The sequence below is a fragment of the Alterotamlana spongicola genome, from assembly GCF_035818475.1.
Lineage (GTDB): Bacteria > Bacteroidota > Bacteroidia > Flavobacteriales > Flavobacteriaceae > Cognatitamlana.
Genome location: NZ_JAYMGV010000001.1, coordinates 656,073 through 669,769, shown reverse-complemented (window position 1 = coordinate 669,769; position 13,697 = coordinate 656,073). Strand labels below are relative to the sequence as shown.

Genomic DNA, 13,697 nt, shown 5'->3' with positions numbered 1-13,697 from the left:
TTCTATTTGAATTATCTTGAAATTTTAGAATCTTTTCATCTTACAACAGGGCAATGGGTAGCTATAGGGTTTGCAGGCTTTACTTTAGGCATTTCAAAATCCGGAATAAAAGGCATTGGTATAATTATAATACTAATTTTAGCCTTTGTGTTTGGAGAAAAAGCCTCAACTGGAGTTTTGCTTCCTATGCTAGTTTGTGCCGATATTTTAGCGGTAATATACTATAACAGGCATGCCCAATGGAACTATATTTTTAAGCTACTGCCCTGGATGGTTGTTGGAGTTTTAGTTGGGGTCTGGATAGGTAATGATATCTCAGAAATCTGGTTTAAAAGGTTGATGTCCATTATTATTATAGGTTCAGTATGTGTCATGGCATATAGTGAAAACAAGAAGGCGTCTCAACTGCCAAAATCAAAAGTGTTTTCAAGTGTCATGGGGTTTTTAGCAGGTTTTACTACCATGATAGGTAATTTGGCGGGCCCTATTGCCAATATTTATTTTCTAGCAGTACGCTTCCCTAAAAATGAATTTATAGGTACAGTGGCCTGGTTGTTTTTTATAATCAATGTGTTTAAGTTGCCCTTTCATTATTTTATTTGGGGTACCGTTTCCAAAGAGACTTTAGTTTTGAATAGTGCCTTGGTCCCAATGGTGGTCATAGGTTTTTTTATCGGGGCATCTGTAGTTAAAATAATCTCCAATATGAATTACAGGAGGTTTATATTGATAGTCACAGCTTTAGGAGGTGTAATAATGTTGTTTAGATAATTATAAAGCCAGATTTTTTATTAAATTTATAGTCTAACCAAAATATTTTATAACATGTCTGATGATAACAATTTAAAAGATGACCTAAACGATGCCTTAGATGATGCCAAAGAAACCGCCAAAGAGTTTGCAGAAAGTGCCAAATAAACTTTTGACTCTGACGGAAACAAGAAAATACTTGCGGGGGTTCTGGCCATTTTATTAGGAGCACTTGGTGTTCATAAGTTTATACTGGGGTATAATAAAGAAGGGGTTATTATGCTTGTGGTCTCTCTGGTTTTAGGCGCATTTACCTGTGGGGCAGGCGTTTCTTTAATGGGCTTAGTTGGACTTATTGAAGGGATAGTATATCTAACAAAATCTGATGAAGAGTTTTATAATACGTATCAGGCAGGTAAAAAACCCTGGTTTTGACATAAAGTTAAGCTACATCCAATCATAAAAAAAGCCAAAAAAACATTTTGGCTTTTTTATTTAATTTTATTATCGTAATATTGCAATATATGAATAATGATATGGGAATTACAAAAAGTCAAATATTTACAGAGAAACAAAATGATTTAGCCCAGTTTTTTAAAGTCCTGGGGCATCCTGCACGTGTAGCTATCCTGCAATACATTAGCAAGCAAAACACTTGCATTTGCAATGATCTGGTTGAAGAAATAGGATTGGCACAGGCTACAATATCACAGCACTTAAAAGAACTTAAAAGTATTAATCTGCTTAAAGGAGAAATTGAAGGAAAACGTATGTGCTACTGTATTAATATAGAACGCTGGACAGAAATACAGGAGCAGCTAAATACCTTTTTTAATACCACTAAATCAAATTGTTGTTAACCAAGACATACATTTAATTAATACAATTCCTGGAAGAAACTCAGGATAAATACCATAATAAAACATGAATACACAAGAATTTTTTGAAGTACTGGAAACACATAAGAATAAATCGTTGTTGTTTGAATATGCCCCCAATTTGTTGGTTGGAGCCAATTATCATATCACAGAAGTAAAGCATATAGCTGTTGATTCTGTAGATTGTGGAGCCCGGACAGATGCCTGGAATGAAACGGTTGTCCAGCTTTGGGAGAGTCCAAAAGAATTAGGCAAAAGAGATTATATGACGGTTTTCAAAGCCTTATCTATATTTAAAAAAGTAGGAACAATGAAGTCTTATGATTTGAATGCTGAAGTCAAATTTGAATATAGTAATGCTACGTTTCATACAGCACAGTTATTTGTTAACGATTTTGTAATACAGGAAAACAATTTAATAATTAAGTTAGCTATTGAAAAAACAGACTGTAAAGCTAAAGAAGCTTGCGGTGTTACTGATAAGAAAGAAGTTGTAGCAAGCGGGGAAGTTTGTGCTCCGGGAAGCGGTTGTTGCTAATAGTATAACCTTCTACCGGTTTTTCTATAAAGCACCGGTAGAAGTCTGTTTAATTAAAAAACGTATTAATTTTTAGATTCCCGGTATTGTGGGAATCACAACACTTTATTAATGAAAAATATATTAGTATTATGTACAGGGAATTCCTGTAGAAGTCAAATGGCTCATGGTTATTTAAATCATTTTTTAGATAACAAAAAAGTAAAGGTTTATAGTGCAGGGATTGAAACCCATGGTATTAATCCGGGTGCTGCTGCTATAATGAAGGAAACCGGGATTAGTATTGATCACCATACCTCAAACCATGTTGATGAATACTCAGATGTTGATTTTGACTATATCATTACGGTTTGTGATCACGCTAATGAAAACTGTCCGTTCATGCCAAGTAAAAATGCCATACGATTACATCATAACTTTTATGACCCTTCTAAATTAGAAGGTACTGATGAAGAAAAACATGCGGCATTTTTAAAAGCCAGACAGGAAATAAAAGCGTACTTTAAAGATTTTGTTAGAGAACATTTGAATTTAGAACAGGCGGTTTAATCCTTTTTAATGTCCTTAAATTTGGCCTCCAGTTCAGCCTGAAATTCTTCCATAACCGGACGAACGGTACTTTCGGGTAAGTCGGCTATTTTAATGTACATAAGCCCGTCAACAGAATTATTGAATAACGGATCTACATTAAAAGCCACCAATTTGGCATTTTGTTTAATGTATTTTTTGAGTAGGACCGGTAGCCTTAAAGCTCCCGGTTCTATTTCATCTATTATTTTATCAAATTTGTTGAGGTCGGCCTCGGTTTCATCAAAAACAAAATCCTTGTCAGCATCTTTTAGTATTACCTTAAATTCCTTTTTAGGATGTACATATTGAGCAATATAAGGATCGTAATAATGAGATTTCATAAACTCAATCATTAAGGATTTTGAGAAATTTGAAAACTGATTACTGATGCTCACCCCACCAATTAAAAACTTATGTTCAGGAAAACGTAAGGTAGTGTGTACTATACCCTTCCAAAGTAAAAATAAGGGCATTGGTTTTTGTTGATAGCTTTTTATAATAAAGGCACGTCCCATTTCAATGGACTGGCTCATCATTTTATACAACTCGGGTTCAAACCTAAACAGGTCCTGAAGATAAAACCCGTCAATACCATAACGTTTAAAGATCTTGGAACCCAGCCCCATTCTGTAAGCTCCGGCAAGCAAATTATTTTCCCTGTCCCATAAAAACATATGGTGGTAATAGTTATCAAAATCATCTAAGTCTATAGCTTCATTGGTGCCTTCACCTACTTCTCTGAATGTTATTTCCCGTAGTCGCCCTATTTCCCGAAGGATGTTAGGTATTTTTCCGGCTTCAGCTAAAAACACTTCGTAGTTCTTACTTTCTAACAGCCTGGAATCATTTTGTCTAAGCGAATCAACTTCATCTACCATTAGAGTTTTATCAACCGGTGTGACAATATTTTTAGGCGCTTTAGGAGTTTTCAGGGTTGATGAGATGTTATCCAGCATTTTTGGCTTGTCTTCAAAAGCATTAGAAAGCATATAGGTTTTACGTCTTAAAAACTCTGTAAATTCATCTAAAGCAGCATATTCTTTTTGGTCATTCACAGAAATGGGTTTTCCTATTCTAACTCTTATGGTACGTCTTTTTTGAGTTAACAGCTCAGAAGGCAATTTGGCAGTTCTGAAGGTATCGCTAATTTTTGAAAGCTTATAAAACAGTTTGCTGTTCTTGGCATGAAAATAAATGGGAACCACGGGAACTCCGGCTTTTTTAACCAGTTTCATAGCGGCTTCTTCCCAGGGTTTATCTACTACTAATTTACCATCACGATAGGTAGACACTTCACCCGCAGGGAAAATACCTAAAGGGTGTCCGTCTCTTAGATGAAGTATGGCATTTTTAAAACCGGCTATACTGGATTTAACATCTTTTCTGTCTTCAAACGGATTAACAGGCATGATGTAGGGTTTTAAAGGCTCAATTCTATGGAGCAAAAAATTGGCTATAATTTTAAAATCTTTGCGTTGCTCAATCATTAACTTTAAAAGCAAAATACCATCAATACCCCCAAGCGGATGATTGGATATGGTAATGTAAGCCCCGTCCTTTGGCAAGCGCTTTAAATCTTCTTCCGGGATTTCAAATTTTATTTGAAAATCATCTAAAATACCATTCAGAAAAGGTAAATCGCTTAGATGTTTATTACGCTTGTATATTTTATTAAGTGTAGATATTTTAAGGACTTTCATTAAAAGCCAACCAATAAATGTACCTATAAAGCCGTATTTACTTAATTGAATGGCTTTTGCAACTTCTTTGGCGTTAACTAACCCTACATCTTGTTGTTTACTCATGTGTGTAAATGTACTAAATTGTTTATTTAGTTACTACTTGAACGGTTTCTTGTGTTAATTGTTTCAGTAACACGATTTTATCGCTTTCAATTTGATCTATGGCACTTTGATTGTAATGACGAATGGTATAAAGTGATACATTTTCATGACAACTGACCTTAAATTTTGCTTTTAAATGCTGTAACAAATCCTCAAGCTTGTTATAAATATTATCAATGCAAACCGAAAAGCTTATAGCAGAGTTTTGAATAACTTCTACCTTCATTTTGTGTAAATGTAAAAGGTTGAAAATATCGCTGATATTATCTTCTACGATATATGAAAAGTCCAAAGACGAAAGCGAGATCAAGACCTGATTTTTTTTCACAATAAAGCAGGGGACCATAGGCTCTAAAGTAATGTTTTTACCTATTTGAGTTCCGGGTCCTTGGGGCTTTAAAAACGATTTTACATATAACGGAATTTCCTTTTGTTGTAGGGGTTGTAAGGTTTTTGGGTGAATAACAGAAGCACCGTAAAAAGCCAGCTCAATGGCCTCTCTATACGATATGTTGTTAAGTAATTGTGCATTTTCAAAATATCTGGGATCTGCATTTAAAACCCCCGGGACATCTTTCCAGATAGTCACCCGTTCTGCATTTAGGCAATAGGCGTAAATTGCCGCCGTATAATCACTGCCTTCTCTGCCCAGAGTAGTTGTAAAATTGTTTGCATCACTTCCTAAAAAGCCTTGGGTAATATGTAATTGAGACCGGTCAAATGTTGAGGCTATTAAACTTTGGGTGGCTTCCCAGTTAACATTGGCGCGCCGGTAGTAACTATCTGTTTTGATATGTTCCCTGACATCCAGCCAATTATTTTTTATGCCAACAGTATTCAAATAAGCACTAATAATAGCAGTAGAGATCAGCTCACCAAATCCAATGACCTGGTCATATACAAAATTATAATCGGGAGACTTATTGGTTTTTAAGATGGTATTAAGCTCCTCAAAAAAAGTACTTATGGTTTTAAAAACAGGATGATTGTCATGGTCAAATAAATCCAGTAAAATTTCATTATGATATTTTTTGACCTCCTGTAAAGAACTTTGTAATGCCTTTTTATTTTCAAAATAGTTTTTAATAACCAACTCAAGCGCATTGGTGGTTTTGCCCATAGCAGAAACCACGACTAAGGTTTTATTATAGCCTGTTTTTTGCAAAACAGACACCAGGTTTTTAACACCACTGGCATCTTTTATTGAAGCCCCACCAAATTTAAATATTTGCATATTATAAGTTTGCTATGTAGTTGTTTATACCAGCTTCATTTAATTGTACAACATTCCAGTCTCTCATAACATGGGCGCCTTTTTTTTCATAGAAAGCAATGGCAGGTTCGTTCCAATCCAACACTTCCCAGTTAATACGCCTAACACCTTGCTTGTGTCCGTATTTAATAACTTCATCCAGGAGTGCTGTGCCCATTCCGGTGCCGCGCATAGACTCGCTAACAATTAAATCTTCCAGGTGAATGGTTTTACCTTTCCAGGTGGAATAACGATTATAGATCAATGCAATACCTTCAATTTTAGAATCTACTTCGGCAACAAAGCAATGAAAGGCCGGATGGGCTCCAAAACCATCTTGTTCTAAATCATTAACCGTTATTTCAACGGCTTCGGGTTCTTTTTCAAAAAGGGCCAGTGCTTTGATCAATTCCAGTACCTGGGGCATGTCCTCTTTTTTGGCGTTTCTTATTGTAAAATCCATAGTTTTTATAATTCAATCAAATATAATCTAAAGTTAAATACTAACAGTATTTTATCTTAAACGAAAACGTTGTAGTTTATTAAAATTTGTAGATATTTGTACAAATTAAAAACAGGTATATATGGCTCATAAAAAACAAACTTTAGGAGAATTTATTATTGAAAACCAATCGTCGTTTCAATATTCTTCGGGGGAGTTATCAAGCCTTCTTAATTCTATCAGATTAGCGGCAAAGATTGTAAATCATGAAGTTAATAAGGCCGGATTGGTTGACATTATCGGTGCGGTTGGAGATACCAATATCCAGGGAGAAGACCAGCAGAAATTAGACGTATATGCCAATGAAAAGTTTATACAGACCCTTACTAAAAGAAATATAGTTTGTGGGATAGCCAGTGAGGAGGAAGACGATTTTATTGCTATCAACAGCCAGGATGAGAACCACCAGAATAAATATGTGGTTCTGATCGATCCTTTAGATGGATCTTCAAATATAGATGTTAATGTGTCTGTGGGGACTATTTTTTCAATTTACAGAAGGATCACCCCGGTAGGTACTCCCGTTCAGTTAGAAGATTTTTTACAGAAAGGTAGTGATCAGGTGGCTGCAGGTTATGTGGTTTATGGCACCTCTACCATGTTGGTTTATACTACCGGTCATGGGGTGAACGGCTTTACCTTAAATCCGGCTATCGGATCGTTTTATTTGTCGCATCCCAATATGCAATTTCCGGAAGATGGTACCATTTATTCTGTAAACGAAGGCAACTACATCCACTTTCCACAGGGGATAAAAGATTATATTAAGTATTGTCAGCTGGAAGAAGGTGACCGGCCGTACACATCCAGATATATTGGGTCTTTGGTCTCTGATTTTCATAGGAATATGATCAAGGGTGGTATTTATTTGTACCCCCAAAGTTCCAAAAACCCGAATGGGAAATTGCGTTTACTCTATGAATGTAATCCTATGGCCTTTTTGGCTGAGCAGGCTAACGGAAAATCCAGTGACGGCTTTACCAGAACCCTGGATGTGATACCTACCGAGTTACACCAGCGTGTACCTTTTATATGCGGAAGTAAAAATATGGTAGAAAAGGCCGAGGTATTTATGCGGGATGCTGAATAGAAACAGCAGGTGTATTAACGCCTGACCTCCTGTTGGGGACTATTTATGAGTAAGAGAACAAACAAAGAGGTTGCCTAAAAAGTGTCATTCTGAATGAAAATGAAGAATCTCCTGGAATTATACACACTAATTTTCAAAACAATAAGATTCTTCGCTTAGCTCTGAATGACAAAAAGAATCACTTTTTAGGCTGCCTCTTTGTATTTTGTAGACATCTTTAAGTTTATAAACCACCACGCTACACAACGTAGCGAGAGTGAGAGTATCTATAAACTTCTAAAGAAAGCAATGCCTCAAAGTTTATCTTGAGTGGAGAGATTTCTCGTCACTCATGCTTCGTTCTGTCGAAATGACATTAATCTATAGACTTTAATTTTGAGACCTTAAAGACTATCAAAATGGCATCATTTTAAACCAAAAAAAGCTTCCATCTGACGTTTTGCAGATTTTGCATAAGACAAATTGTGAATTTTTAAATTTAAGATTTTTTAGATCAGAAAACCCTGTCAATAAATTGATTTTCAGTGTGTTTTAAGGTGTTCCCTTACTTCTACCTTAATGCAATGACTTAGATTTATAATCTAGTTAATCTATAAATAATGCCTTTATGAAAAAAATACGTTTGCTATCACTTATTTTAATATCCTTAACCTTAAATGGTATTTGGGGGCAGGAGCCCCGCTGAGGTATAGTATGGCGCTAGTTCGAGTTTGCAACTCGGACTTCCATAAGAGTCACGCTAAAGACGTGATAAATAAGAAAACGAGAAACCACCACGCCCCCGCTCCCGTCAGTTTGCAACTGGTGGTGGTGATAAAGAGTATATTAATTTATAAAAAGGAAAAGCTTTTGCAGAGATGTAAGGGCTTTTTGTATTTTAGATAAATGAGTAGAAACTATAAATTTCATAATAAGGCAGGTTTATATTTTGTTTCTTTTGCTACGGTAAATTGGGTTGATATTTTTACCAGGCAAACATATTTTAATGAGCTGGTAAGTAGTATTAATTATTGCAGAGCAGAAAAAGGTATGGAGTTATATGCTTACTGTTTTATGCCTAGTCATATACATTTAGTTTTTCGTTCAGCAAAGGAAGATCCATCGGGATTAATAAGAGATTTTAAAAAGCATATAGCGAAAAAAATTATAAAAGTAATAGAAAATAACCCACGAGAGAGTAGGAAAGAATGGTTGTTGTGGATGTTCAAAGAAGCAGGAGCCAGGAAAGGAAACATAGATAAATATCAATTTTGGCAGCACCATAATAAACCAATAGAATTATGGAGTGAAAAGGTTATCAAGCAAAAGATAGACTATATACATAATAATCCAGTAGAAAATGGATTTGTAACTGATCCTGTGGATTGGAAATATTCAAGTGCAAGAAACTATAAAGAGGATCATGCGGTATTAGAAATAGACAGTACAGGTTTTTTTAAGCCTAAGTTAGGCACTAGTAAATACAAGCTCCACTCTGTAGCATGTTACCGTTCAGAGTATCTCGTCCTAAAAAAAGTTTACAGATTCCTACTTGATAGTTTTTATGAAAGAAAAGTGGCATTTATATACAACAAGGGACAAAACTCAATGATTATTTAACGTAGCCGGGAACGGCTATTTTTTGTAAAGTCAGACCTTTTATTCGCGATTGAAATTCCACCCTTTGGAAAGACAGAGCGTGAGCATCTTGCCGAATAAAAATTCAAATCAAAGGTAATTCAGTCAAATAACGTGTCGCACTGATCAATAGTTAACCGGGTTGAGCTTACTCTTGGAATACGTCCAAAAACGATGCTATTCCTTTTCTTTTGGCTTAGGAACGGAAGCCTTCAATACGTCATCTAAAGACGTGTTTATTTTAGCTTTTCTTTGTATTGTTTTGCTCTTTCTTTAGGCTTATTCTTTTGTTTAGTCATGTGATAAAGATAAAGTTTTTTAATTTTGTATCATGGAAACCATAAAAACGAATCGTGGCTAACAGAAGCCACGAGCCTTTAGATGTGATTCTAAAGGTTATGGAGAGCCCAAAATTCTCGAAAAAAGAGAAAAAAGTACTATTTAAATGGGCTGTAAATGAAACAGGATTAGGGCGCACTAAGTGTAAATTTTTAGTGTTAGAATTTTTCTCTTTCATTTCTAACTTACTCAATGTGATAAATAGTCTCACAAATTGATTGAATAAGTAAAAAAGAAGGTGTTTAGATTCACCTTCTTTTTTTATTTAGTCAAAGCTTTGTAGCTCAATCTACTCTCGCCATCCACCAAGAACTTCTCAAAACGTTCTTGACTAGATAAATTCTAGTATTAAAACATGCGCTAAACTCGTCTAAGTAGCGTTCTAAATGTTTATCGCTTACTTCTTTATTGAAATAGTAGAAAGTTTTTAATGTTCAAGATATACTAGTAGCTATATTAAGTTTTATAGTTGCTTACTACACAGTTAAATTTATTAAACCTTTTTTTGACGAACTTCAACAAGGCAAATAATATATTCTTCAAATTAACTGTAGTCAAACTAAAGTGTTAATTAATGAAATATCTATTAATTCTAGAATATTCCCAGCTTATCCATACTAAGTAAGCTAGAGCAATGAATATGATAATTTTAATAATCCATGAAAGAATCCAGAAAAAAATGTCTACTAATTTTTTTAATGGTTTCATAAATGATAAGTCAATAAAATATACCATAAAGTTACAAATTAATAAACCTGTTCAATATTTAGGCTCTTGTTCCCTTTTGTGTATAGATGCCTTATATTTGTCTTATAATCAGTACAAAACCATGGCAATTCAATATATAATAGATCAGTTAGAACATAACATCAAGACATTTGAAAGTCTACTGTCTAATAAAACAGAGGAGAACTATTTATGGCGGTCACATCCTGAAAAATGGTGTTTATTAGAAATAGTGTGCCATTTATTGGATGAAGAACAGGAAGACTTTAGGGCCAGAGTAAAGCATACTCTTGAAACACCTTCTAAGGATTTGATACCTATTGATCCGGTGGGATGGGTTAAAGCACGTCATTACCTCTCTAAAAGTTATCATACCACATTGTTAAAGTTCCTGGACGAACGCCGGTTATCAGTTGCCTGGTTAAATAGCCTAAAGAATGCCAACTGGGATAATGCTTTGGTACATCCAAAGCTGGGGACTTTGTCCGCAAGATTATTTTTAGAAAACTGGCTGGCTCATGATTATTTACATATCAGGCAAATAATAAGGTATCAGTATAACTATTTAAAAGAAAAAGGAACGACAAATTTACAATATGCGGGAAACTGGTAAATTAAATAAACCATGACATATACAATTGACAAAGCCATAGAGATCTTAGAGCAAACCCCAAAAACCCTCAATACGTTTCTTTTAGGGTTATCTGATGAGTGGATCAATCAAAATGAAGGTGATAATACCTGGAGTGTTTTTGATATTGTAGGGCATTTAATTCATGGCGAAAAAACAGATTGGATGACACGTTTACATATCATTTTAAGTGATGGAGAGGATAAAACATTTAAACCCTTTAACCGTTTTGCACAATTTGAAGATTCAAAAGGGAAATCGTTTGCTGACTTATTAAACGAGTTCTCAGAATTAAGAGCCAATAACTTAGAGGAATTAAAAATGTTACAGCTTCAAGAAGCACAATTAAACTTAAAAGGAATGCACCCCGAATTGGGCGTGGTTACCTTAAAACAATTGCTGGCCACCTGGGTAACACATGATTTGGGGCATATGGCTCAAATAGCCAGGGTAATGGCAAAATTATATAAGGATGAAGTGGGCCCATGGAAAGCTTATATACCTATTTTAAAAAAATAAAAAATGACCTTTCATATAGAAACTGAACGCCTGCTTTTAAGAGAACTCAGGATGAGTGATTTGCCTGGTATGTTTGTATTGGATTCTGATCCGGATGTACATAAATATTTGGGAAATAAACCTGTAAAAACCATTGAGGAGTCCCGAAAAATTTTAGAATCGGTCATTGATCAATATCAGGAAAGAGGTATTGGCAGATGGGCCGTTATTGAAAAATCATCAGGTGATTTTATTGGATGGTCTGGATTAAGGTTAAATACGGAATATAACATGAACGGGTACACCAAGTATTATGATGTAGGTTATAGGTTAAAAAAACAATATTGGGGAAAGGGTTACGCTACAGAATCTGGAATAGCAGCATTGAATTATGCGTTTAATACTTTAAAATTACCTGTACTCTATGCCACAACAGAAATAGGCAATCAGGCTTCTCATAATGCGCTTTTAAAAATAGGATTGCACTATGTTAAAGATTTTTACTTTAAAGAACAAGATTTAAACTTACGTTGGTATAAAATAGAAAATAAATAGTTATGGAAAGACAATGCTTAGAATGTGGTGAGAAAATTGTTGGCAGGATTGATAAAAAATTCTGTAGTGATGGTTGTAGAAATGCCTATAACAATAAGGTTAATAAAGATAGTAAGAATTTAATACGAAATACAAACAACAGACTTCGTAAAAATTATAGAATCCTGGAAGAATTAAATCCCGAACAAAAAACAAAAATGTCTAGAGCTAAACTTATAGAAAAGGGGTTTGATTTTAATTATTTTACAAGTATTTATACCACTAAAGCAGGTACGGTTTATTATTTTGTTTATGACCAGGGGTATTTGCCTTTAGAGCACGAGTATTACGCACTTGTAAAAAGAGAAAGCTAGGACTCTATGTTCTAAAGAGTTTGATAGTATGAGTTTTGATAAGAAGCTTTGGCCTATTTCCAGGTTTGCCCTTTCATGGTCATTGCCGCTTTTAAAATATCTTTTTGGCTAATTTGACCAATAAGCTTTCCGTCCTCTAAAATAGGAAATCTACGACGTTTTGAATCTAAAAACTTTTTAGCGGCATCAAAAATATTCATATTACCATCTATGGTTTCAACATTTGAAACCATGTGTTTTTCAATGGTTTGGTCCTGCATAGGCATATTGTAATATCTACTTTCACTGATTTGTTTGATACAATCGCCTTCAGAGATTATTCCAACCAGTTCATTTTTATCATTAACCACAGGTCCACCGGAAATTCTGTTCTTTATTAAAGCCTGCATCACACTTTCTATGGATTGATCAGGTGTAAACGTAATTAAACTCCTGGTCATGTAATCACTTACTGTTAACGACTGTGAATCAGTATTAGCTGATTGCTGCCTTCTAGACCCTTGAAAACTTTTTATTCCCATAAAAATTGGTTTTTTAGTAAACTTAAATATAGCTACTTTTTTTCATTTTTCCTAAAAAAGTATAAGACCGTAAGGTTAAATGGATTTGTTTTTAAGGTAAATAATAATGGTTTTAAGCACTGTTATATGGTTCTGACCATCATATTCTTAAAACAAAATCAGGGTTTTGAGAGTATGATATGCTAAGGATATAAATAATTAGCATTCTTTTAAGAGTTTAAATGTTAATTTTTTATAGTTTTAGCGCACAAAAATTAAATAAATTAAAAAATGAAAAAATTATTTGGATTGGTTTTAGTGATGAGCAGCATTATGATGGGTGCACAAACTAACTCAGAATTAACAAAACACTACGAAGCTTATTATAAGCAAATGCGGTCACAAGGTGATGTGCAAGGGATTATAAATGCTATGACTCATTTAAATGTATTGGAGCCTTCTCAGGCAAGAAAGGATACTCTGGCCTACATATATATGACAGAGCGCAAATATGTGCAGGCTCTTAATACTATTGGAATTGATAAAAACACTTCAGATTCTGATATTGCGGTTGAGGTAAAGGCTATATCCTTAAAAGCAGCCAAGCAACCTGAAATGGCTATAGGGCATTTTGAAGAATTATTTAAAAGAGCTCCTAGTCCTTTGATTGCTTATGAGTTGGCTGAACTGTGCTTGCAAACTAAAAGGCTAGATGAAGCTAATACACATATCAATTATGGTCTGGCGAATTCTAAAGAGGATATGAAGCGTGCTTTTTATGAAACACAGACACCTTATGAAGTGCCTTTAAAAGCTGCTTTTATGTATTTGAATGCACTATCGGTTTATAATAAGGATACCAAAGCTAATATTGATGCAGCTGTTGATGTTTTAGATTCGGCATTAAAACAGGCTCCTAACTTTAATTTGATCCAAATTACTAAAAATGAATTGTTAAGGCAGAAGCAAGTGTTACAATCGCAAACTGCACAGCCACAAAATTAAATGAATCATTTTCTGATAAAAACAAATGGGGTTTCTAATTTTAGAAACC

At 34.6% G+C, this 13,697-nt stretch carries 15 protein-coding genes and 1 pseudogene; 12 read left to right on the top strand and 4 right to left on the bottom strand.

The genetic code is table 11. The annotated features are described in order from the left end of the window. Window positions 1-6 precede the first annotated feature (6 nt). From VOI54_RS02840 to VOI54_RS02820, 5 genes are all read left to right on the top strand, one after another. On the top strand, window positions 7-771 hold the full coding sequence (locus VOI54_RS02840; RefSeq protein ID WP_326281217.1) for a sulfite exporter TauE/SafE family protein: 765 nt from the start codon (window positions 7-9) through the stop codon (window positions 769-771). A 174-nt stretch (window positions 772-945) separates the two neighbouring features. Next, window positions 946-1,185, top strand: coding sequence for a TM2 domain-containing protein (locus tag VOI54_RS02835; RefSeq protein WP_326283126.1), 240 nt, complete (start codon window positions 946-948; stop codon window positions 1,183-1,185). Window positions 1,186-1,286: 101 nt separating this feature from the next. Then, window positions 1,287-1,610: an ArsR/SmtB family transcription factor gene (locus VOI54_RS02830; protein ID WP_326283125.1), complete on the top strand. Its 324-nt coding sequence runs from the start codon at window positions 1,287-1,289 to the stop codon at window positions 1,608-1,610. A 64-nt stretch (window positions 1,611-1,674) separates the two neighbouring features. After that, window positions 1,675-2,166 (top strand): DUF6428 family protein, encoded by a 492-nt coding sequence (locus tag VOI54_RS02825; protein ID WP_326281216.1) that lies wholly within the window; start codon window positions 1,675-1,677, stop codon window positions 2,164-2,166. Between the two features lie 111 nt (window positions 2,167-2,277). After that, window positions 2,278-2,715 (top strand): arsenate reductase ArsC, encoded by a 438-nt coding sequence (locus tag VOI54_RS02820; protein ID WP_326281215.1) that lies wholly within the window; start codon window positions 2,278-2,280, stop codon window positions 2,713-2,715. Here the strand turns inward: VOI54_RS02820 and VOI54_RS02815 are convergent. Genes VOI54_RS02815 through VOI54_RS02805 form a run of 3 tightly spaced genes read right to left on the bottom strand, consistent with a single transcriptional unit; the run spans window position 2,712 to window position 6,295 of the window. Then, complete coding sequence (locus VOI54_RS02815) at window positions 2,712-4,541, bottom strand: GNAT family N-acyltransferase (RefSeq protein ID WP_326281214.1); 1,830 nt, start codon at window positions 4,539-4,541, stop codon at window positions 2,712-2,714. The two genes, VOI54_RS02820 and VOI54_RS02815, sit on opposite strands and share 4 nt — an antisense overlap. Before the next feature lie 22 nt (window positions 4,542-4,563). Then, window positions 4,564-5,814 (bottom strand): aspartate kinase, encoded by a 1,251-nt coding sequence (locus tag VOI54_RS02810; RefSeq protein ID WP_326281213.1) that lies wholly within the window; start codon window positions 5,812-5,814, stop codon window positions 4,564-4,566. 1 nt (window position 5,815) lies between these two features. Beyond that, complete coding sequence (locus VOI54_RS02805; protein ID WP_326281212.1) at window positions 5,816-6,295, bottom strand: GNAT family N-acetyltransferase; 480 nt, start codon at window positions 6,293-6,295, stop codon at window positions 5,816-5,818. 121 nt (window positions 6,296-6,416) lie between these two features. On the opposite strand from VOI54_RS02805, the gene fbp reads away from it, so the two are divergent. From fbp to VOI54_RS02775, 6 genes and pseudogenes are all read left to right on the top strand, one after another. Then, window positions 6,417-7,424: a class 1 fructose-bisphosphatase gene (fbp, locus tag VOI54_RS02800; protein WP_326281211.1), complete on the top strand. Its 1,008-nt coding sequence runs from the start codon at window positions 6,417-6,419 to the stop codon at window positions 7,422-7,424. A gap of 885 nt (window positions 7,425-8,309) precedes the next feature. After that, a pseudogene (locus VOI54_RS02795) lies at window positions 8,310-8,846 on the top strand (REP-associated tyrosine transposase); the annotation flags it as partial. Window positions 8,847-10,059: 1,213 nt separating this feature from the next. Next, complete coding sequence (locus VOI54_RS02790) at window positions 10,060-10,719, top strand: DinB family protein (protein ID WP_326281210.1); 660 nt, start codon at window positions 10,060-10,062, stop codon at window positions 10,717-10,719. Between the two features lie 12 nt (window positions 10,720-10,731). Further along, window positions 10,732-11,256, top strand: coding sequence for a DinB family protein (locus tag VOI54_RS02785; protein WP_326281209.1), 525 nt, complete (start codon window positions 10,732-10,734; stop codon window positions 11,254-11,256). A gap of 3 nt (window positions 11,257-11,259) precedes the next feature. Beyond that, on the top strand, window positions 11,260-11,790 hold the full coding sequence (locus tag VOI54_RS02780) for a GNAT family N-acetyltransferase (protein WP_326281208.1): 531 nt from the start codon (window positions 11,260-11,262) through the stop codon (window positions 11,788-11,790). A gap of 2 nt (window positions 11,791-11,792) precedes the next feature. After that, the gene (locus tag VOI54_RS02775; RefSeq protein ID WP_326281207.1) at window positions 11,793-12,143 is read left to right on the top strand and encodes a hypothetical protein; all 351 of its coding nucleotides are present in this window, start codon (window positions 11,793-11,795) and stop codon (window positions 12,141-12,143) included. 53 nt (window positions 12,144-12,196) lie between these two features. Here the strand turns inward: VOI54_RS02775 and VOI54_RS02770 are convergent, their stop codons facing one another. Then, window positions 12,197-12,664 (bottom strand): CBS domain-containing protein, encoded by a 468-nt coding sequence (locus VOI54_RS02770; RefSeq protein WP_326281206.1) that lies wholly within the window; start codon window positions 12,662-12,664, stop codon window positions 12,197-12,199. A gap of 270 nt (window positions 12,665-12,934) precedes the next feature. On the opposite strand from VOI54_RS02770, the gene VOI54_RS02765 reads away from it, so the two are divergent. Next, on the top strand, window positions 12,935-13,648 hold the full coding sequence (locus tag VOI54_RS02765; protein WP_326281205.1) for a tetratricopeptide repeat protein: 714 nt from the start codon (window positions 12,935-12,937) through the stop codon (window positions 13,646-13,648). Window positions 13,649-13,697: the final 49 nt, after the last annotated feature.